Genomic DNA, 19,974 nt, shown 5'->3' with positions numbered 1-19,974 from the left:
GTCCGTCCGGGTTCCGGGAGACGAACGTCGAGACGCGCTGACACGTCCGCTCCCGGCGAAGGGTTTACACCCGTGCCGCCAATTGATACGTGACAACACACATCTATGGCCAAGCGTGACCTGCCCGTAGACCCCGGGCCAGCCGGCGACCGGCGCGCGAACTACGACTACCAGTCCGGCGAGGTCGAGCGGCCCGGCCTGCGCGAGGACCTCGAATCGCTCGTGGACGGCGACGTCCGCCTCGACAACTACTCCCGACAGCTCTACGCCACCGACGCCAGCGCCTACGAGGTGACCCCCGTCGGCGTCGTCTTCCCGACCGACACCGACGACGTCAGCGCGGTGGTCGAGTACTGCGCCGACCGCGAGATCCCGGTGCTGCCGCGGGGCGGCGGCACCAGCCTCGCGGGCCAGACCGTCAACGAGGCCATCGTGCTCGACTTCACCCGCTACATGACCGACGTGCTCGACGTCCGGCCCGACGACCGCGAGGTGCGCGTCGAACCCGGGGCGGTCCTCGCGGACGTCAACGAGCGCCTGGCGCCCCACGACCTCAAGTTCGCGCCCGACCCCTCGACCGCGAACCGGAGCGCCATCGGCGGCGCCATCGGCAACAACACCACGGGCGCTCACTCGCTCCAGTACGGCAAGACCGACGCCTACGTCGAGGAACTGGAGGTCGTCCTCGCCGACGGGACGGTGACGACGCTCGGCGAGACGCCGGTCGACGAACTCCGCGAGGGGGCCGACCCCGACGGCGACCTCGAAGCGCGGCTGTACGCCGAGGCGGTGCGGATCATCGACGAGGAGTCCGAGACCGTCCGGGAGGCGTACCCGAGCCTCAAGCGGAACGTCTCGGGGTACAACCTGGACGTGCTCGTCGAGGAGGCGGAGTCCGGAAGCGTGAATCTGGCCCGGCTGATGGTCGGCAGCGAGGGGACGCTCTGCGTCGTCACCGAGGCGACGCTCTCGCTCGAACCGGTACCGAACACGACCGCCATCGGCCTGCTGACCTACGACAGTCTGGTCGAGGCGATGGAGGACGTCGGCCCCATCCTCGAGCACGACCCGGCCGCGGTCGAGGTGCTCGACGGCGTGCTGCTCGATCTCGCGCGCGACCTGGAGGACTTCAGGGACGTGGTGGGCATCCTGCCCGACCGGACCGACACGTTCCTGCTCGTGGAGTTCTACGCCGACGACGACGCGGCGGCCGAGGCGAAGGTCGAGGCGCTGCTCGACGACCGGGTCGGCGACGTCGCGTTCGACGGGCTGACGGCGTTCTCCCAGGAGAAGCAGCAGAAGTTCTGGAAGATGCGGAAGGCCTCGACGCCCATCCTGCTCTCCCGGACGTCCGACGCCAAGCACATCGCCTTCATCGAGGACATCGCGGTCCCGCCCGAGAACCTCCCCGCCTACATCGCCGACTTCCAGGACGTGTTCGAGGCCCACGACACGTTCGGCAGCTTCTACGCCCACGCCGGCCCGGGCTGCATCCACGTCCGCCCGCTGATCAACACCAAGAACGCGGAGGGCGTCGAGACCATGGAGTCGATCGCGGACGCCGCGACCGACCTCGCGGTGAAGTACGGCGGGTCGGTGTCCGGGGAACACGGCGACGGCCGGGCCCGGACCCAGTGGAACCGCAAGCTCTACGGCGAGCACGTCTGGGAGCTGTTCCGGGACCTCAAGACCGCGGTCGACCCCGACTGGCTGCTCAACCCGGGCAACGTCTGCGGCGACCACGACATGACCGAGCACCTCCGGTTCGACCCCGACTACGAGTTCGACGCCGGCTTCGACTCCGAACTGAACTGGGCGAACGAGAACGGCTTCCAGGGGATGGCCGAACTCTGTCACGGCTGCGGGGACTGCCGCGGCGGCCAGGACACCACGGGAGGAGTGATGTGTCCGACCTACCGGGCGGCCGACGAGGAGATCACCAGCACCCGGGGCCGGGCCAACATGCTCCGGCAGGCCATGTCCGGCGACCTCGACGAGATGGGAGACGCGACCTCGGGGTCCGCGAAGGCGAACGGAGCGGAGGCCGACGAGGCCCAGTTCGACGTCGAGTTCATGGCCGAGGTGATGGACCTCTGCATCGGCTGCAAGGGGTGTTCGGTCGACTGCCCGAGCGAGGTCGACATGGCCAAGCTGAAGGTCGAGGTCGACCACGCGTACAAGGAGCGCCACGGGGCCTCCCTCCGGGACCACGCCTTCGCCAACATCGACGCGCTGTCGAGGCTGGGGAGCGCGCTGGCGCCGCTCGCCAACGCCGGCCAGAAACTCCCGGGAGCCCGGACGCTTCTGGAGAAGACCGTCGGCATCGCCCGCGAGCGCTCGCTGCCCGAGTTCAAGCAGGAGACGCTCCGGGACTGGTTCGACGAGCGCGGCGGGTCGCAGGTGCCGGCGAGCGAGGCCGAGCGGCGGGCCGTCCTCTTCCCCGACACCTACACCAACTACAACAAGCCCGCGGCCGGCAAGGCCGCCGTCCGGGTGCTGGAGGCCGCCGGCGTCCGCGTCGCCATGCCGGACGTGACCGGGAGCGGCCGGCCGCCGTACTCGAAGGGGTTCGTCGAGAAGGCCCGCGGCATCGCCGAGCGCAACGTCGACGCCCTCGCGTCGTCCGTCGACGAGGGCTGGGACGTGGTCGTGGTCGAGCCCTCCGACGCCGTGATGTTCCAGTCGGACTATCTGGACCTGCTGGGCGGCGGCCCCCGTGCGGCGGACGCCGAGGCGCTGGCCGCGAACACCTACGGCGTCTGCGAGTACCTCGACGCGTTCCGGCTCGACGAGAACGCGGCGTGGAGCGCGCCCGCGGAGGCGCTCACCTACCACGGCCACTGCCACCAGAAGGCGACCAAGAAGGACCACCACGCGGTCGGCGTGCTCCGCCGAGCGGGCTACGAGGTCGACCCGCTGGACTCGGGCTGCTGCGGCATGGCCGGCACCTTCGGCTACGAGGCCGAGCACTACTCGATGTCCCAGGCCGTCGGTAGTATCCTCTTCGAGCAGGTCGACGACAGCGAGGGCGACGTCGTGACCGCGCCGGGCGCGTCCTGCCGGACCCAGCTCGGCGACGAGTACGACGCCGACGTGCCCCATCCCGTCGAGAAGCTGGCGGCGGCGTTGGAGTGATCGGGCTCCGCAACGCTGGGCTCGGACCCACCGATGTCAATGAGGTTTCACCATGGGGGCCGGCAGTAGAACCGCACACGGCGACAGAGAACACGTGGTACCCGCGAATCGTTGCGAGGGAGCGCCAGCCGCGTCGAGAGACCAACGCGATCGCCTCGTCGCTCCGGGGCTGACAGTACCGCCGCTCGTCGGGCCTGCAATCGGCGCCTGCAGAGCGAGCCACCGAGAACCGTCGCTCGGGGCGGTGCCCCGTTCGACTAGTCCGCCGAGAGCTGTTCCCTCGTGTGCGGAAGCTTCCCACCGGCAGCGAGCAGCTCTCGTTCCCGGTCGTTCACCCGGAGGGTGGCCGGGAACTCCCACTCGTCGTTCACCCGCACGGTGAGCGTCGTCCGTCCGTCCCGCACTGCACTCGCGACATCGTCGACGATCTCGATGTCGTCGCCCTGCTCGATTCTGTCGTAGGTCCCGTCGTCGATGGTCAGCGGCAGCAGTCCGAAGTTGATGAGGTTGGCCTTGTGGATGCGGGCGAAGCTCCGCGCGAGGACGCCGTGGACGCCGAGGTACATCGGGCAGAGGGCGGCGTGTTCGCGCGAGGAGCCCTGCCCGTAGTTCTCGCCGGCGACGAGGAAGCCACCGTCGGCCGCCTCCGCGCGCGCTGCGAAGCTCTCGTCGACCCGCGAGAGAGTGAACTCCGAGAGCTTCGGGACGTTCGAGCGGTACATCGACACCTCCTTGGTCGCCGGGATGACGTGGTCGGTGGTGATGTTGTCGCCCATCTTCAGGAGGGCCGATCCACTGAGGTCGGGCCCCAGCCGGTCCTTGAGCGGGACGTCGCCGATGTTCGGGCCCTTGACGAGCTCGTCGTCGGGCGCCTCGTCGGGCATGATGATGTCGGTCTCGGTCCTCCCGCCGTACGCCTCGGGCATCTCTCGGTCGGGTGCCGCCAGACCGAGGTCGTCGGCGAGGTCGCGCGGGTCGACGATCTCGCCGGCGATAGCCGACGCGGCGGCTACCTCCGGTGAGCAGAGGTAGACCTCGTCCTCCTCCATCCCGGACCGGCCCTCGAAGTTCCGGTTGAACGTCCGCAGGCTCACCGAGTCGCTCGCCGGAACGTGACCGGCACCGATGCAGGCGCCGCACGTCGCCTCGGAGAGGCTGGCGCCCGCAGCCATCAGTTCTGCCGTCCACCCCTCGCGGGTCAGCAGCTCGGAGGCCTGCTTGGACCCGGGCGCGACGATCATCTCGGTCGTCGTGTCGATTTCGTGGCCCTCCAGCATCTTGGCGACCGGGAGGATGTCCTCGTACGCGCCGTTGGTGCACGAGCCGATGACGACCTGGTCGACGTCCGTGCCGGCGACCTCGCTGACGGGCACGACGTTGTCGGGCATCGACGGCTCGGCGATCAGCGGGCGGATAGCCGAGAGGTCGACCGCGAGTTCGTCGTCGTAGTCGGCGTCGTCGCTGGGGGCGAGGGCCTGGAAGTCGTCCTCGCGGTTCAACCGACGGAAGTACTCCTCGGTGCGCTCGTCGGCCGGGAAGATGGAAGTCGTCGCTCCGAGCTCCGTCCCCATGTTAGCGATAACCGTTCGTTCGTGCGCCGAGAGGGTCTCGACGCCGGGGCCCGTGTACTCGAACACCTTGCCGACGCCGCCCTTCACGCTGAGGCGACGGAGCAACTCGAGGATGACGTCCTTCGCAGTGGCCCACTCCGGGAGCTCGCCCTCGAGTCTGACGTTGACGATCTCCGGCATCTCGATGTAGTAGGGGGCTCCGCCCATCGTCGTGGCGATGTCCAGGCCGCCGGTGCCGATGCCGAGCTGGCCGAGACCGCCCGCCGTCGGCGTGTGCGAGTCCGCACCGAGCAGGGTCTTGCCGGGCGCGACGAAGTTCTCCTTGTGGACCTGGTGGAGGATTCCGGTCCCCGGTCGGGCGAAGTACGCCCCGAACGAGCCGGCCGCGCTCTGGAGGAACCGATGGTCGTCGGAGACCTTGAAGTCCGGCTGGTAGGTCTGGTGGTCGCAGTGCTGTCCGGCGATCTCTACCTGGACCTCGTCGAGGTCGAGGGCCTCGAACTGGAGCCAGACCATCGTCCCCGTCAGGTCGTGTGCGATGACCTGGTCGATCTCGATGCCGATCTCCTCGCCGGTCTCGAGCTTCCCGTCGACGAGATGATCGGCGAGTATCTTCTCCGTGAGGGTCCGTCCCATGATCTCTTCCTATTTCAGGGGCCCTCGTTAAAGGTGTTTGTCCGAGCAGCCGTCCCGCAGGTTCGGCACTCCCGGACCGTTCTCATCCCGTTTCCCGCCGGGCGATCGGAGTCGAGCGTGACGGGGCCGGCGAGCTCGCACGCGCAAGAACCGACTGACCGTGCGTGAACATTTAACACGATATAGGTCGGACGTCGAGTCGCACATGTCGACAGAGCAGACCGACAGGACCTTCGTCCGGTCGTTCTTCACGTCACCGACCGCCGTCGAGGGCGACGACACCGCCGAGATGCTGCGCAAGGCCGCCCAGTTAGAGGGAATGCAGGCGCCCGACGTCTGGGTGCCCGACAACGAGGACGCGACCGCCCCGAACATGCGCGACGAGGGTGTCGAGAACATCCTGGACGTGATCTCCGAGTACGGCGCCGACTTCCCCGGCGAGATCCACCCGCGGGTCGTCTGGCACCGCGACGACCCCGGGACGCGGCGGCGCGGGTTCGAGCACATGATGCGGCTGGCCGACCCCGACGCGGGGGCGATCGAGCACATCGACGGGTTCGTGGTCCCGGAGGTCGGCGGCATCGACGACTGGAAGAAGGCCGACGAGTTCATCACCATCGTCGAGTCCGAGAGCGGCCTCGAGGAGGGGAGCCTGTCGATGTCGCCCATCGTCGAGAGCGGCGAGGCCGAACTCGCGATGTCCCGCATCGACCGCGAGATCGGCAAGCGCTCGAACAACTTGGAGCGGCTCTTCATGCTGGTCGACGGCGAGGTCGACTACACCAAGGACATGCGGGCCCAGACCCCGGCGGGCGACCTGCCGCCGTGGCCCGAACTGCGCCACAACACCTCGCGGGCGGCGAGCGCGAACGACCTGATCGCGGTCGACGGGCCGTACGACGACATCCGGGACGTCGAGGGGTACCGCCAGCGGATGACCGACAACCGGGCGAAGGGGATGACCGGCATCTGGTCGCTGACGCCCGGCCAGGTCGTCGAGGCGAACACCGCGCCCCTCCCGCCCCAGGAGGGAAGCTACCTGCTGGAGGTCGGCGACGACACCGTCGAGCTGGAGCGGACCGGCGACGACGCCCACGCCTACGACGGCGACGACGTCGAACTCGAAGAACTCGGGGACGGGCGGTACCGACTCCGGATCGGACGCGAGGAGCGCGAACTCGACGAGGACGAGCTCCACGACGAGCTCCGCGACCGGCTCCGGTACGTCATGGCGATGGACGACTACGTCGAGTCGATGACCGAGTTCGAGGAGGCCAAGGCGTCGGGCAAGGGCGCAATCTCGATGTCGCGGACCGCGCGGCTGGTCCTCGACGGCACCGAGTTCGAGGTCACGCGCGACCGGATGTGGGACGAGGCCACCTACCAGGCGGCGAAGACGCCGATCACGCTGTTCCAGGAGGTGTACGAGGCCCGGCCGGACCAGCGCGAGGACCTCGACGAGCGGTACGGGCGGGAGGTCGTGGACCGCGCGATGGACGTCGGATGACCCCGAACGCCGATCGGTGAACGCCGGATGACCTCGCAACGCCGATAAGACGGGGTCGCGGGGCTACCACCAATGGGACGGCGTTTCGGTGGAAGGACATCAATTCGCGCCGGGACTATCTTAAGTACTTCTGGCGATAATAAATGACCGCAAGGCGCTCGCAGTTTTGGCTTAAGGGTCAGCGCGTCCCCCGACCACAGGCCGAGCGCGTGCAGTCCGATCTCCCTCGCCGGCGGACTCGCGCCGTATTACTGCATCGAATACGCTACCGCCCGAGTATGCCCTATTCCCTATGGAACGTTTTTACGGGTTCGCGTCCTTGCTTCTGGTATGGCAGCGAGCGACTCGCCGCCGATCGGTCTCGCCCACCCGACAGTGAACCCCGAGTCGGCGGTCGGCCCGGCGGACCGCCGGACCGACCGCTGCGCGTGCGCCGACTGCGACTACACCGTCGAGACGGGCGACGACCTGCCGCCGAAGTGCCCCGACTGCGGCGGCGCGCTGGTCCGGCTCGCGTCCTGAGCGCCGACTCCGACTCGTCTCCACGCCGCCTCGGTAAGTTGTGCGGCGGTCAGTCGTGTACCCGTCTTCTCGATGCGGTCAGTCACCTTCGAGCCCGTCCGCGAGGTCCCCGGCGACGTCCGCGATGGCCTCGCGGGCGCGGTCGACGCCGCGGAGCGTCACGAAGCCGTGGACCATGTCCTCGTAGTTCTCGTAGCGCGTGGGGACGCCGTCGCGGACCAGCTGTTCGGCGTAGGCCCTCCCGCCGTCGCGGAGCGGGTCGAACCCGGCGGTGACGACGGTCGCGGGCGCGACCCCGGAGACGTCGCCGGCGTTCGTCGGGTCGGCGTACGGGTTGCGCTCGTGGATCTCGTTCGCGTAGTAGCACTCGCGGAACCACTCGAGGTCGGCCTCGTCGAGGACGATGCCGGCGTGCTCCCGGACGGACGGCTGGTCCCTCTCGACGCCGACGCCGGGGTACAGCAGCGCCTGGTAGGCGATCTCGGGACCGTCGCGCTCGGCGGCCATGAGGGCGGCGACGGCGGCGAGGGTCCCGCCGGCCGAGTCGCCCGCGACCGCGACGTCCCCCGTGCCGCGGATCGCGCCGGGGTTCGCGGCCGCCCACTCGACGGCGGCGTAGGCGTCCTCGACCGCCGAGGGGAAGGGGTGTTCGGGCGCGAGCCGGTAGCCGACCGAGAGGACGGCGCAGCCGCTCTCCCGCGTGAGGTGGCGACAGAGCCGGTCGTGGGTCGCGATGCTGCCCAGGACGAACCCGCCCCCGTGGAAGAACACGATCGTGGGGAACCGCCCGTCCGCGTCCGGCAGGTAGAGGCGGACGTCGAGGTCGCCCGCGGGACCGGGAATCGTCCGGTCGACGGTCGCCCCGACGCTCGGCGGGTTCCGGTTCTGGAGCCACATCGCGGGCCGGGTGGCGAGTCGGAGCAGCTTCAGACCGAGGCGGTTGTGGGGCATCGGGAACCGGTCCTGGCGTTCGACTGCCGCCCGCGCCTGCGGGTCGATCTCGTCGGCGTGCATCACCGACAGTTCGGGTCGTCGACACTAAACCGCTTGCGCTCCGCAGGTCGCCCCGACGACCGCCGCCGCCAGTCGTCGCGGACGCTCGTCCGGCACACCCGCCTTCGCCTCCTGAACCTGAGGCCTGCCGGATGCCGATACCGCGGGGCGTTTCCGGAAGAGCATTTACGGTTCTCTCCCGTAGCCACCGCTATGTACGGAATCCTCACCGCCAGTCCCGACCTGGCTCGGGAGGGCGTCGGCGACTTCGTCCACTTCGTCGCCGACGACGTGAGCGGACGGCGCAGCGACCCGCACGGGGGCGCGATCAACTCCGTCGCCTGCTGGGGGGACACGTTGGCCGTCCGCGACGACCCGGACCGGGCCGCAGTCGCCGCCGACGGGACGCGGGCGACGCCCGGCGCCGAGGGCCACCACTGGGGCACCGTCTGCCCGACCGACCCAGACTACCGCGCGGGGCTGCTCGACCGGATCGAGGCGGTCGGCGCCGCGGGCGACGTCCGGCTCACCACCGTCGGGTTCCCCGGCGCCGAGTTCTGCCGGTGCAGTCGGTGCGAGCGGCGGTTCGCGGCGAGCGACCGCGACGACAGGGTCGCGTGGCGGACCGAGGCGATCACGCGGTTCGTCCGGGAGGCGTCCGATCGGGCGGCGGGCGACCTGCTCGTCACGCTGTATCCGGACCCGTACCCCGGGAACCTCCGCGAGCGGGCCGGGCTGGACCCGACGTCGCTCGACCCCCACGTCGACGGCTTCCTCGTCCCGCTCTGCGGCATCGGCTACGAGACGACGTACTGGGTCGAGTCGCTGGCCCGCGGGTTCGCCCGCGAGCTCGGCGAACTCGACGCGTCGCTCACCGTCCAGCTCTCGGCCGCCGAGGCCGACGCCGACCGGCTCGTCGACGTGACCCGCCAGATCGACCCGCACGCCGACGCGGTCGTCTTCGGGACCGACGAGGAGAGCGCCGACACCGCTCGGGAGGTCCTCGACCGGTGTGAGACGGCGGGTGCCCCGCCGTCGCCGACCGCCTGAACGCGCCTCGCCGCCCGTCCGGTGGCGCCAGCGGTCGCGGCGATTGTCCGCCGCGCGCCATCGCCCACCTTTCACCCTGCGAGCGAAGGGCGGAACGACCCGGAGACGTCAGTACTCGGTGCCCCTGCGGGCGCGCTGCCCGTCGTTGATGGGGTGGCGCTCCTTCCGGACGTTCGTGACCAGGTCGGCGTGGTCGAGGAGGTACGACGGCCGCTCGTGGCCGCCGGTGAGGACGAGCTCGAGGTCGTCGGGCTTCGCCTCCACGAGGTCGACCACCGATTCGGGGGCGAGCAGGTCGCGGCTCACCGCGTAGAGGATCTCGTCGAGGATCAGCATGTGCACGCCCTCGTCGGCCGGCGCGTCCGGCGGCCGGGGCGCGGTGAGGTCGGCGTCCCCGGCCGCCGCCAGCAGCTCCTCGGCCCGGGCGAGTCCGCCCTTCGCCTTGGCCGCGTGCTCGTCGTCGTCCGAGCCGTCGAGGAAGCCGTGCCAGCCGTAGTGGCCGGTGTTCTCGTAGCTGAAGCCCGGGAAGTGCTCGATGGCGTTGTACTCGCCGCGGACCGCCTCGACGCTCGACGCGCCGCCCTTCATGAACTGGAGCATGTGGACCCGGAAGCCGTGGCCCGCGGCCCGGAACCCCATCCCCATCGCGGCGGTGGTCTTGCCCTTGCCGTCGCCCCACCAGACCTGGACGAGGCCGAACTCCTCCGGTGCGGACGGTTCGATGGACTCGGCCTCCGGGGTCGCGCCGCCGCCCGGCGTCCGTTCGAGCAGTTCCTCGCGGTCGTCGGGCGATCCGGCTGCCGGTTCCTCGGCCGGCGCGTCGTCGGGTGCGTCTCGTGTCATGGTCAGAGCCTGTCGATGAATCGGTCGAACGCGCCGCTCTCGGCGTGGACGTGGGCGTAGGTGCCGAGCGTCCGGTACTCGGTGAGCCCGTCGCGGTCGCCGTCGATCCCCGACCCCCGCTCGACGTCGAACGCGAATCGGGCGTCGGCGCCGACGTCGGCGCTGGAGTAGTGGAACTCGTGGCCCCGGACGGCGTCGCCCGTCCCGGCGGTGAGCGTCGGCTCGCGGGCGCGGAGTTCGACGTGGTCCAGCGCCTGGTACCGGTCGCGCATCCGGACGTCGGCGGGCAGCACGCCCGCCATCTCGTGGGTCTCCCCGTCGGTCGTCGTCAGCGACTCGGCCAGCGCCATCAGCCCGCCGCACTCGCCCAGGACGGGAACTCCGTCCTCGGCGCGACGGCGCAGCGACGACAGCGCCGGCGATTCGGCGAGACGGTCGGCGTGTAGCTCCGGATAGCCGCCGGGGAGGTAGACGCCGTCGGCGTCGGGCAGGTCGTCCCCGTCCGTCGGGGCGAACGTGACCACCTCGGCCCGCGACCGGAGTCGCTCCAGGACGGCCGGGTAGACGAACCGGAACGCGTCGTCGCGCGCCACGGCGACGCGCACGTCACGGGCCGACCGCGACCCGTCGCTGTCGGAGGCCGCCTGCGAGTCGTCTGCCGGCTGGGGGCGCGGCGGTTCCCTGGCGAGCGCGGCGAGCCCCTCGGCGTCGAGGTGCTCGGCGACCTCGTCGAGCGTCTCCGGGTCGAGCGGCGCCTCCTCGCCCGCGTGGAGGCCGAGGTGGCGGTCCGGAATCTCGAGGTCGGAAGTCGGCGGAATCCGGCCGAAGTAGGTCAGCCCCTCGGGCAGGGCGTCGACGATGCCGGCTTCGTGTCGACCGCCGTGCGCGCGCTGGGCGATGACCCCCGCGACCTCGACGTCCCGGTCCGCGGCGGCGGCGAACTCCCGGAAGCCCAGCGCGGTCGCGGCCACGCTCTCCATCCCGGCGCTGGCGTCGACGACGAGGACCACCGGGAGGTCGAGCGCCTCGGCGACCATCGCGGTGCTCGACCCGTCGCCGTCGTACAGCCCCATCACGCCCTCGACGACGCAGACGTCGCCGTCGCCACGGTAGTAGTTCCGCCGGAGCCCGTCCTCGCCCTCGAGCCAGACGTCGAGGGTGCGCGACGGCCGGCCGGCGACGACCGCGTGGTGACTGGGGTCGATGAAGTCGGGGCCGGCCTTCGCGGGCTGGACCGAGCGGCCCGCCGCCTCCAGGGCCCGGACGACCGCGAGCGCGGCGACCGTCTTGCCGACGCCCGAGCGCGTTCCGCCGACGACGAGGCCCTTCACGGTCTCACCACGGGCTCGACCCGTCCCGCGTTCGACTCCGGTTCGTACATCTAGTTTGTAGTTAGTGCAAACCAACTTTAATCGTTTGGTGCGACTCCACGCCCTCGCAGTGAAGGCAACCCAGTTTGTGCTGGCGGCCCAGAAAGACAACCAAGATTGAAGTATTGCAAGCTTGTTTTCCCTCCCATGGACGACGACGCAACTGAGGGTGCTCGGCCGGACCGCGACGACGCCGACCGGATCGGTGACCTCTCCTTCTCGGTGCGAGCACCGGTCCCGACGAAGGACGCCGCGACGAGGCGCGGACCGGGTTCCGAGAGTGAGGCGACGAAGGACGCGCCGGGGGAGGACCCGGCACCGACGGTCGCGCCGGCCGAGAGTACACCGGTCAGGAACGCCACGACCGACGACCGGGACCGGTCGGCGACGCGGGCCGACGAGCAGGGAGACGCCACCGCGTTCCTGGTCGGCGCGGGCCCGGGCGACCCCGACCTGCTCACGCGGCGGGCGTGGCAACTGCTCCGGGAGGCCGACGTCGTCCTGCACGACTCGCTGACCGGCGACGCCATCGTCGACCAGCTCCCGGCGTCGGCGGAGGTCCTCGACGTCGGGAAGCGCCCGCCGGAACGGACGTCGCAGGACGAGATCAACGAGCTGCTGGTCGAGCGATCCCGGACGGCGGAGACCGTCGTCCGCCTCAAGGGCGGCGATCCGAACGTCTTCGGCCGGGGCGGCGAGGAGGCCGAGCACCTGGCGGCCGAGGGCGTCCCGTTCGAGATCGTGCCCGGGGTCTCCAGCGTCCTCGCCGCCCCGCGGGCGAGCGGGATTCCGCTGACGCACAGGGACTGCTCGTCGAGCCTGACCGTCATCACCGGCCACCAGACGCCGGACAAGGACGAGAGCGCCATCGACTGGCACTCGCTCGCCGACTCGATTCAGGCAGGCGGGACGCTCGTCGTCCTGATGGGCGTCAACCGGTTGCCGGAGAACGTCCGGGCGCTCCGGGACCACGGGGTCCCCTCTCGGACGTCCGTGGCGATGGTACAGAAAGCGACGTGGGGCGACGAGCGGACCGTCACGGGAACGCTGGACGACATCGTCGAGCGGAGCCGCGACGCCGGGATAGAGCCGCCCGCAGTCACGATTATCGGCGACGTCGTCGACGTTCGGGACGACGTGGCGGAGTGGTTACGGCGATAGAAGCGTCCCCGTCCGTCCTTTCGGTTTCCGATTGGCTCGCTCGGGCCATCACCACCAGATATTAGTCGGTGGTAATCGCTGGTTGTATCATGGCAGTACTCGTCACAGGTGCGAGTCGCGGAATCGGTAAAGCCGTCGCGTTACGACTGGCGGAACAGCACGACGTCGCCGTCAACTACCGCGATTCGGCCGACGCAGCCGACGAGGTCGTCCGCCGGGCGGAGGAGAAGGGAGCGACAGTCGAGGCCGTTCGTGCGGACGTCCGGGACTCCGAGGCGGTGGCGAACATGGTCGACGACGTCGCCCGCACGTTCGACGGACTCGACGCCGTCGTCAACAACGCGGGCATCGTCCGACCGGACAGGGCGACCGATATCGGCGACGAGCAGTGGCAGAACGTGCTGGACACGAATCTGACCGGTGCGTTCTACGTGGCGCGCGCCGCCGTCCCGCACCTGACCCCAGACGGGGACGTGGTGAACATCTCCAGTATCGGCGGCACCGGCGGGACGGTCGACGCGAGCTACGCGGCCAGTAAGGCCGGCCTCCACGGGCTCACCCGGGCGTTGGCCCGCGAGTTCGGCTCCGAAGGCGTCCAGGTGAACGCGATCGCGCCCGGGCCGGTCGAGACGGAACTGAACGACGACATCGTCTCGTACCTCGAGTCGGTGGACTTCCGCGGACACGAGAACGTCGACACCCACCTCCCGACCTACGCCTGCGACCCCGACGAGGTCGCCCACACCGTCGAGTACGTCCTGGAGAACGACTTCCTCCAGGGCGAGATCGTGAACGTCAACGGCGGGATGCAGTTCCGGTAGCGCGAGCGAACCTCACGCCCGCCGGAAATTTTTCCGCACCGTCCAAAACTTATATGGCGGTCGCCCCCGACGTGCGAATCAAGCATACTTGGTGTAACTAAAGCCAAGTTGTACATACGGGATTCCAAAATGACGAACGAGTCACTCCTACTCATCGGCCGGAACGCCCCGAACGCCCGCGACGTGTACGAGACCCACGCCGACCGGCTCGCGAGCAGGGCCGGCGTCGGCGACGTGCACGTGGCGACGTACGACACCGAACCGGTCCGAGAGCTGCGCGAGACGTTCGCCGAGATCGACGGCGAGCGGGTCTACGCCGTGCCGCTGACGGCGGCACACACCTTCGAGACGACCGACGGGGTCCCCGCCGCGCTCTCGTACGTCCCCGGCGAGGTGCGCTACTGCGAGCCGGTCGGCCGGAGTCCCGCCGTCACCGACGCGCTCGCCCAGCGGGCCGCGGACGCCGCCCGGGCGGGCGACGACGCGTCGCTCGTGCTCGTGGGCTTCGGCAGCAGCTCGCGGCCGTACCAGCGCCAGACGGCCGAGTACCACGCGGCGCGGCTGAGCGACCGGTCGGAGTACGGCGAGGTGCTCACCTGCTACCTCCTGCAGAACCCCGCTGTCGAGTGCGTCCGCTACAACACCTCGACCCGCCGGACCGTCGCCGTGCCGCTGTTCCTGACCGAGTGCGAGGCGACCGAGGAGGAGATCCCGGCGAAACTCGAACTCGACAGGGGCGGCATCGAGTACGCCGACCCGCTCGGCGACCACGCGCGGGTGACCGACGCCATTCACGCCGAGGTCGAACGCCAGCGCGTCCTCGCGACCGGCGGTGACGCGGCGGCGTCGTTCGAGACGGAACTCGTCCGGAATCAGCGACCGGTCGCGACCGACGGCGAAGGCGTCCGGCAGTAGACGGGGCGAGACGACGAAAAAGCAGCGAACGGAGTTCAGTTCTTCCGAACCGCCAGGACGGACAGGTCCGAGAACGGGGTGGCGTCGGGGCCGGTTCCGCCGGCGTGGGCCTCGAGTTCGCCCAGCGTCGTCCGGGTGATCGTCTCGTCCTCGTGGGACAGTCGCTCCAGGACCAGCGCGTCGAGCGACGGCGACGCGCCCGCGTCGAGGAGGTCGGCCGCGACGTCGCCCGGCATCCAGTCGTACGGTCGGGGGAGCACGAGCAGGTGGCGCTCGCCGACGGCTTCCCGGAGGCGCCGGAGGTCGGGAGCGACGTCGCCGCTCTTGTGGAGGGTCACGAACGTCGTCTCCTCCATGGGGGTCCGCGCCCGACTCGCGGCCACCTGGAGCGACGAGATGCCCGGGATGACGCGCACCGGGCGGTCGACCGCGGCCTGGACCTTGCCGACGAACTGATAGCCCGAGTGGTTGGGGTCGCCCATCAGCACGGCCGTCCCGGCCGCGCCGTCCTCGATCCGACTCGCGAACGCCGCCAGCGTCTCGCCCTCGTCTGCGTAGCCGCAGGTCAGCAGGTCGGCGTCGGTCACGTCGCGAACGAAGTCGACGACCGTCTCGAACCCGACGACGACGTCCGCCTCCCGAATCGCTCGCTCTCCCCGCGGCGTCAGGTACTCGGGATTGCCAGGGCCGATGCCGACGGCGTAGACGGGATTCGGACTCACCGTCGCCGGCTCGGCCGCCGCAGCGGCGACCGCCGCCGGGTCCGGGCCCGACTCTAGGTCGTACTCCCCGGTCATTCGAGCGCGACGTCTCCCTTCCGCGCGTCGCTCGCGACGTGGACCAGTTCGTTGGTCAGCCCCGCCGCGAGCCCGCTCCCGCCCCGGCGCCCGACGTTGGTGACGGCGGGGACGCCGTGCTCGCGGGCGACCTCTCGCAGGCGCTCGCGGCTCTCGGCGGCCTTCACGAACCCGACCGGGGTGGCGACGACGACCGCGGGTCGGGTGCCGTCTTCGATGCAGTCGGCCAGCGCCAGCGCCGCCGTGGGAGCGTTTCCGACCACTGCGACCGCCCCGTCGTAGACGCCCTCGCGGTCGAGTTCGAGCACCGAGGCGGCCGTTCGAGTCATCCCGGTCCGCTCCGCGAGGTCGGCGCCGTTCCCGATGGCCTTCCGGACCGGACAGCTGTGGCCGCGTCCCGTGATCCCCGCTTTCACCATCGTGATGTCGGTGACGATGGGGCGCTCGTCGAGCACCGCCTCGGCGCCCGCCCTGACGGGCTCGTCGTCGGTCTCGCCGGTGAACCGCACGAGGTGCTGGAACTCGGGGTCGCCGGTCGCGTGGACCGCCTTCTGGCGGACTCTGTCGGCGAGGGTCTCGTCGGGGACGAGTTCCCGGACGCGGTCCATGCTCGTCTCGGCGATCGCCATGGCGTTCTCGGTGGTCGCGCCGAGGTCGGCGTAGGCTTCGGTGTCGTCGTCCGGCGCCCTGGCGCTCGTCTGCCCGTCGTCTGCTCCGTCGCGGTCCGCAGACGACTCGACGTCCGAATCAGTCGTCATCGCTCGCCACCTCCGCGGCGTCGGCGCCGCCGGCCCGCGCCTCGATGTCGCCGTCGACCCGGAGGTTGAGGTCCCGCAGGCGGTCGGCCGTCTCGTCGTCGGCGTCCCACAGGTCGCGGTCGATGGCCTCGAGGAGGGTGTCGGTGATGCTCTCCAGCGCCCAGGGGTTGACGTCGCGCAGCCACTCCTGTCGGTCCTCGTCGAACGCGTACTTCTCGGCGACGTCCGCCCAGAGCGCGTCGCTGACGACCCCGGTGGTCGCGTCCCAGCCGAGGACGACGTCGACCGTCGTCGAGAGGTCGCCCGCGCCCTTGTAGTCGTGGTCCGCCATGCTGTCGAGCCACTCGGGGTTGAGCACCCGGGCGCGCATCGCCTTCCGGACCTTCTCCTCGTTGGTGTAGACGTCGACGTTGTCCGGGTCCGACGAGTCGCCGACGTACGAGGCGGGCTCCTCGCCCGCGATCTCGGCGACGGCGGTGATGAACCCGCCGTGGAACGCGTACCAGTCGGAGCTGTCGAACTCGTCCTGCTCGGCGGTGTCCTCGATCTTGACGGTGGCCTCGACGCTGCCGAGCCGGCGCTCGAAGGCCTCGCGGGCCGCCGAGACCCGGCCGCGCTTGCCCAGCGCGTAGCCGCCCCACTGGACGTACACGTCCGCGAGGTCCGAGCGGTCGTCCCAGTTGCCCTCGTCGACCGCCTTGTTCGTCCCGGCGCCGTAGCCGCCGGGCCGGGTGGTGAACACGCGGTGTTTTGCGGCCTCCTCGGGCTTCTCGACGCCCTGCGCGTCGAGTTCCTCGGTCTCCTCCTCGACGTGCTTCTTGACGTAGTTCAGCTCGTGGGGCTCGTCGAGGTCGACCACGGCGTCGACCGCGTCGTGGATGACCCCGGCGGCCTGGGGGAAGGCGTCGCGGAACAGGCCGGAGACCCGCGTCGTCACGTCGATGCGCGGCCGGTCCAGTTCGTCCAGCGGAATCGGGTGGACGTCGTCGATGCGGCCGGCGTCGGTCCATTCGGGCTCGACGCCCATCAGCGCGAGTACCTGCGCGACCGTCTCGCCCCGAGTCCGGACCGTCGGCGTGCCCCACGCGACGACGCCGATCTCCTCGGGGTAGTCGCCCCGCTCGTCGGCGTGGCGCTCCGCGACGCCCTCGGCGACCTCGCGGCCCACCTCCCACGCGGACTTGGCGGGGACCTTCCGCGGGTCGAGCGTGTAGAAGTTGCGGGCGGTGGGGAGCAGGTCGACCCCGCCCCGGGTCGGCGCGCCGCTCCCGCCGGGCGGGACGTACTCGCCGGCCAGGGCGTCGGCGGTCCGCGGGACCTCGTCCTCGGCTCCCGCGACGCGGGGCGCGGCCTCCTCGCAGATGTAGGCCAGCGCCTCCCGGAGGTCGTCGTGGGCGCCCGATTTCGCGCGGGCGTCGCCCAGCGGATCGATGTCGACCACGAGCAGGTTCATGTTCACCTCGTCGTCGGGGCCCGCGTCCGCCTCCGAGGCCGGGACGTCGAAGCCGTGCTCGGCCAGCGTCTCGACCAGGTCGAGGCTGGTCCGGTACACCTCGTCGGCGGCCTCGGCGTAGGTCATCCCGAGGTCGTCGTCGTACGCTCCCGGTTCGTCGAGCATCCGGCGGTAGTCGACGCCGAGCACGCCGGCGACGCTCTCCCGGAGGCTGGGCGCACCGGGGTTCTCCAGTCGGGTGAGCGCGACCAGGTACTCGACCAGGCGCTCGCCGGCGGGCGGCTCGCTCATCGTGTGGAGCCCCATCCGGATCTGGGTGGTCTTGACGTCGGTGAGGTACTCGTGGACGCGCTCGACGAGTTCGTCGACCGGGACGTCGTCGCCGGCCACCTCGCCCTCCGCGAGCGTGGAACCGGCCGCTTCGGGGCCCCGGACATCGGCCTTCTCGTCGATCTCCCCCTCGATGCCGAGTTCGACCGCGAGGTCGAGCTCGTCGACCTTCTCGCGGAGCAGGCGTTCGAGGTGCTCGCCGTCGTCGGTCCGGGCGTCCTCCATGCCCGCCTCGCGGTACCGGTCGGCGAGCTCCTCCAGCTCGGCCAGCTCGTCGTAGGTCCCCGCGTTGCGCATCACCGGCGTGAGGTAGTCGACGACGGCCGCGTACGAGCGACGCTTGGCCTGGGTCCCCTCGCCGGGGTTGTTGATGATGTACGGGTAGACGTTCGGGAGGTCGTCGACCAGCTGGTCGGGCGCGCTCTCGCCGTTCAGCCCCACGGTCTTGCCGGGGAGCCACTCCAGGCTGCCGTGGGTGCCGAGGTGGACGACCGCGTCGGCCGCGAAGGCGTCGCGGAGCCACGCGTAGAACGCCACGTAGTCGTGTGGCGGCTGGAGGTCCGAGTCGTGGTACACCTTCGAGGGGTCCATGCCGAACCCGCGGGGCGGCTGGACGGTCACGAGGACGTTGCCGAACTCGACGCCCGGGATGGCGAACGGGCGGTCGGGCGGGTCGCCCCACTCCCCGACGACGTTCTCGCGGAAGCGCTCGTCGAGCCCCTCGAACCACTCGGCGTACTGGTCGGGCGCGACGGTGTCGACCGACAGCTCCCGGACGTCCTCGGGGGCGACCCACCGGTCGTCGAGCGTGAGCTGTGCCGTGAGTCGGTCGATCAGCGACTGGCCGCCGCTCGGCAATTCGCCGCCGAGGTCGTACCCCCGCGCGTCCAGTTCCTCGAGCAGGTTGACGGTGCTCTCCGGCGTGTCGAGCCCGAACGCGGTCCCGATGCCGTCGTCGCTCGGCGGGTAGTTGTGCAGGACGACCGCCACGCGCTTCTCGTCGTTGGGGAGGTGGCGGAGCCGCGCCCAGTTGACCGCCAGGCGGGCCGCGTGGTCGACCCGGTCGTCGATGGGGAAGTGCTGCTTAGGCGCGCTCCCGATGCCGGCGGCGTCCTCCGTGCGCTCCTTCCCGCTGATCGGGTGGGTGATGACGTTCCCGTCGAACTCCGGGAGCGCGACCGACAGCGCGAGCTCGAAGCCCATCACGCCGGTGTCGCTGCTCTCGTACCGGGAGCGCGACCGCATCGTCGTGACGGTCTGGAGGACGGGCACGCCCAGCCGGTCGAGGAACACGTCCTCCGCGGAGTCGCCCTCGTCGCTGGCGCTCCGCCCGCGCTCGTCCATCGACAGCGAGAACATGAACGACGAGAGCACGGCGTCGACGACCGGCTCGCCGTCCTCGACGAGCCACTCGTCGGTGACCCACTCGGCGTCCTCCTGCTCGTCGGTGTCCGTCGCCGGGTTGCAGAAGACGGGCAGCGCGTCCGCCCCGTTCGCTTCGATGGCCCGCACGAGACCGTCGACGTACCGGGTGTTCTCGTGGGTCCAGTGGGACTCGTAGAACCAGACCGCGACGGTCGGGGTCTCCGGGTCGAGTCTGGCGCGCAGGTCCTCGTACTCCGCGCTTGGGACGTCCGGGTGGTACACCCCCTCGGTCGGGAGCGCCACCGGGTCGTCGTACTCCCGGTCGGCGTCGGAATACGCGTCGACGAGGAAGCGGACGCAGTTCGCGATGTTGGCGGTCCCGCCGCGGTCGAGGTACTCGCAGACGGTCTCGCGGTCCTCGCCGCCGACCGTCGTGTCCTCGACGGCGTAGGCGTCGCCGGTCGACTTCACGACCAGCGGGACCCCCGCGTCGGCGAGCCGGTCGACCGCGCGGTCGTAGCCGGGCATGCTGTCCTCCGCGCCGTGGAGCCAGAAGACGGCCGCGTCGGCGTCGACCGCCGCGTCCAGGAACGCCTCGACGTCGGTCCGCTCGTCGAGGTCTCCCTCCGAGCGGACGACGAGGTCGGCGTCGACCCGCTCGGCCGCGGCCTGGACGGCGCCGAGCTCGTTCTCCGTGGCCGTGTACAGGGCAAGTTCAGGCATAACTCTATTAAACTCCTATTGCAC

Annotated in this window: 14 protein-coding genes; 7 read left to right on the top strand and 7 right to left on the bottom strand. The window is 70.6% G+C overall.

The features are described 5' to 3' along the window. Positions 1-105 precede the first annotated feature (105 nt). The gene (locus tag ACQUQF_RS20580; protein WP_435181027.1) at positions 106-3,135 is read left to right on the top strand and encodes an FAD-binding and (Fe-S)-binding domain-containing protein; all 3,030 of its coding nucleotides are present in this window, start codon (positions 106-108) and stop codon (positions 3,133-3,135) included. Between the two features lie 257 nt (positions 3,136-3,392). Here the strand turns inward: ACQUQF_RS20580 and ACQUQF_RS20575 are convergent, their stop codons facing one another. Then, entirely contained in the window at positions 3,393-5,342 is a 1,950-nt protein-coding gene (locus ACQUQF_RS20575; RefSeq protein WP_435181025.1) for an aconitate hydratase, read from the bottom strand. A 205-nt stretch (positions 5,343-5,547) separates the two neighbouring features. Here ACQUQF_RS20575 and aceB point away from each other — a divergent pair, with 205 nt between their 5' ends. Then, positions 5,548-6,849 (top strand): malate synthase AceB, encoded by a 1,302-nt coding sequence (aceB, locus tag ACQUQF_RS20570; RefSeq protein WP_435181024.1) that lies wholly within the window; start codon positions 5,548-5,550, stop codon positions 6,847-6,849. Between the two features lie 330 nt (positions 6,850-7,179). After that, a complete protein-coding gene (locus tag ACQUQF_RS20565) occupies positions 7,180-7,371 on the top strand; it encodes a hypothetical protein (RefSeq protein WP_435181023.1) in 192 nt (63 codons plus the stop codon). 78 nt (positions 7,372-7,449) lie between these two features. Here ACQUQF_RS20565 and ACQUQF_RS20560 read toward each other — a convergent pair whose 3' ends face one another. Further along, entirely contained in the window at positions 7,450-8,385 is a 936-nt protein-coding gene (locus ACQUQF_RS20560) for an alpha/beta hydrolase (RefSeq protein ID WP_435181022.1), read from the bottom strand. A 192-nt stretch (positions 8,386-8,577) separates the two neighbouring features. Between ACQUQF_RS20560 and ACQUQF_RS20555 the strand changes: the two genes are divergently transcribed. Continuing rightward, positions 8,578-9,414 (top strand): hypothetical protein, encoded by an 837-nt coding sequence (locus ACQUQF_RS20555; RefSeq protein ID WP_435181021.1) that lies wholly within the window; start codon positions 8,578-8,580, stop codon positions 9,412-9,414. Positions 9,415-9,522: 108 nt separating this feature from the next. On the opposite strand, the gene ACQUQF_RS20550 is transcribed toward ACQUQF_RS20555, so the two are convergent. Both ACQUQF_RS20550 and ACQUQF_RS20545 read right to left on the bottom strand, forming a co-directional pair. Continuing rightward, positions 9,523-10,257: a cob(I)yrinic acid a,c-diamide adenosyltransferase gene (locus ACQUQF_RS20550; protein ID WP_435181020.1), complete on the bottom strand. Its 735-nt coding sequence runs from the start codon at positions 10,255-10,257 to the stop codon at positions 9,523-9,525. Positions 10,258-10,259: 2 nt separating this feature from the next. Next, positions 10,260-11,588 (bottom strand): cobyrinic acid a,c-diamide synthase, encoded by a 1,329-nt coding sequence (locus ACQUQF_RS20545; RefSeq protein WP_435181019.1) that lies wholly within the window; start codon positions 11,586-11,588, stop codon positions 10,260-10,262. Positions 11,589-11,774: 186 nt separating this feature from the next. On the opposite strand from ACQUQF_RS20545, the gene cobA reads away from it, so the two are divergent. The 3 genes from cobA (at position 11,775) to ACQUQF_RS20530 (ending at position 14,524) form a co-directional block, all read left to right on the top strand. Continuing rightward, complete coding sequence (cobA, locus tag ACQUQF_RS20540; RefSeq protein ID WP_435181018.1) at positions 11,775-12,788, top strand: uroporphyrinogen-III C-methyltransferase; 1,014 nt, start codon at positions 11,775-11,777, stop codon at positions 12,786-12,788. Between the two features lie 89 nt (positions 12,789-12,877). Next, complete coding sequence (locus ACQUQF_RS20535; protein WP_435181017.1) at positions 12,878-13,609, top strand: SDR family NAD(P)-dependent oxidoreductase; 732 nt, start codon at positions 12,878-12,880, stop codon at positions 13,607-13,609. Positions 13,610-13,738: 129 nt separating this feature from the next. Then, the gene (locus tag ACQUQF_RS20530) at positions 13,739-14,524 is read left to right on the top strand and encodes a CbiX/SirB N-terminal domain-containing protein (RefSeq protein ID WP_435181016.1); all 786 of its coding nucleotides are present in this window, start codon (positions 13,739-13,741) and stop codon (positions 14,522-14,524) included. Between the two features lie 35 nt (positions 14,525-14,559). Here ACQUQF_RS20530 and ACQUQF_RS20525 read toward each other — a convergent pair whose 3' ends face one another. From ACQUQF_RS20525 to cobN, 3 genes are read right to left on the bottom strand one after another with little or no spacing between them, the layout of a single operon-like run. After that, positions 14,560-15,321, bottom strand: a complete 762-nt coding sequence (locus ACQUQF_RS20525) for a cobalt-precorrin-7 (C(5))-methyltransferase (RefSeq protein ID WP_435181015.1) — start codon at positions 15,319-15,321, stop codon at positions 14,560-14,562. After that, positions 15,318-16,079, bottom strand: a complete 762-nt coding sequence (locus ACQUQF_RS20520; protein ID WP_435181014.1) for a precorrin-8X methylmutase — start codon at positions 16,077-16,079, stop codon at positions 15,318-15,320. Before ACQUQF_RS20520 ends, ACQUQF_RS20525 begins: the two co-directional genes overlap by 4 nt. Further along, on the bottom strand, positions 16,069-19,950 hold the full coding sequence (gene cobN / locus ACQUQF_RS20515) for a cobaltochelatase subunit CobN (protein WP_435181013.1): 3,882 nt from the start codon (positions 19,948-19,950) through the stop codon (positions 16,069-16,071). The genes ACQUQF_RS20520 and cobN overlap by 11 nt, the downstream gene beginning before the upstream one ends. Between the last annotated feature and the right edge of the window lie 24 nt (positions 19,951-19,974).

This window comes from Halorussus sp. AFM4 (genome assembly GCF_051194995.1).
Taxonomy (GTDB): Archaea; Halobacteriota; Halobacteria; order Halobacteriales; family Haladaptataceae; genus Halorussus.
Note: the sequence above shows the minus strand (reverse complement) of the source record. Positions and strands in the feature narration are given on the sequence as shown.

Excerpts from the sequence above, each read along its gene's own strand:
- ACQUQF_RS20580 (WP_435181027.1), top strand. The coding sequence starts at position 106 with ATGGCCAAGCGTGACCTGCCCGTAGACCCCGGGCCAGCCGGCGACCGG.
- ACQUQF_RS20575 (WP_435181025.1), bottom strand. The coding sequence starts at position 5,342 with ATGGGACGGACCCTCACGGAGAAGATACTCGCCGATCATCTCGTCGAC.
- aceB (WP_435181024.1), top strand. The coding sequence starts at position 5,548 with ATGTCGACAGAGCAGACCGACAGGACCTTCGTCCGGTCGTTCTTCACG.
- ACQUQF_RS20565 (WP_435181023.1), top strand. The coding sequence starts at position 7,180 with ATGGCAGCGAGCGACTCGCCGCCGATCGGTCTCGCCCACCCGACAGTG.
- ACQUQF_RS20560 (WP_435181022.1), bottom strand. The coding sequence starts at position 8,385 with ATGCACGCCGACGAGATCGACCCGCAGGCGCGGGCGGCAGTCGAACGC.
- ACQUQF_RS20555 (WP_435181021.1), top strand. The coding sequence starts at position 8,578 with ATGTACGGAATCCTCACCGCCAGTCCCGACCTGGCTCGGGAGGGCGTC.
- ACQUQF_RS20550 (WP_435181020.1), bottom strand. The coding sequence starts at position 10,257 with ATGACACGAGACGCACCCGACGACGCGCCGGCCGAGGAACCGGCAGCC.
- cobA (WP_435181018.1), top strand. The coding sequence starts at position 11,775 with ATGGACGACGACGCAACTGAGGGTGCTCGGCCGGACCGCGACGACGCC.
- ACQUQF_RS20535 (WP_435181017.1), top strand. The coding sequence starts at position 12,878 with ATGGCAGTACTCGTCACAGGTGCGAGTCGCGGAATCGGTAAAGCCGTC.
- ACQUQF_RS20530 (WP_435181016.1), top strand. The coding sequence starts at position 13,739 with ATGACGAACGAGTCACTCCTACTCATCGGCCGGAACGCCCCGAACGCC.
- ACQUQF_RS20525 (WP_435181015.1), bottom strand. The coding sequence starts at position 15,321 with ATGACCGGGGAGTACGACCTAGAGTCGGGCCCGGACCCGGCGGCGGTC.
- ACQUQF_RS20520 (WP_435181014.1), bottom strand. The coding sequence starts at position 16,079 with ATGACGACTGATTCGGACGTCGAGTCGTCTGCGGACCGCGACGGAGCA.
- cobN (WP_435181013.1), bottom strand. The coding sequence starts at position 19,950 with ATGCCTGAACTTGCCCTGTACACGGCCACGGAGAACGAGCTCGGCGCC.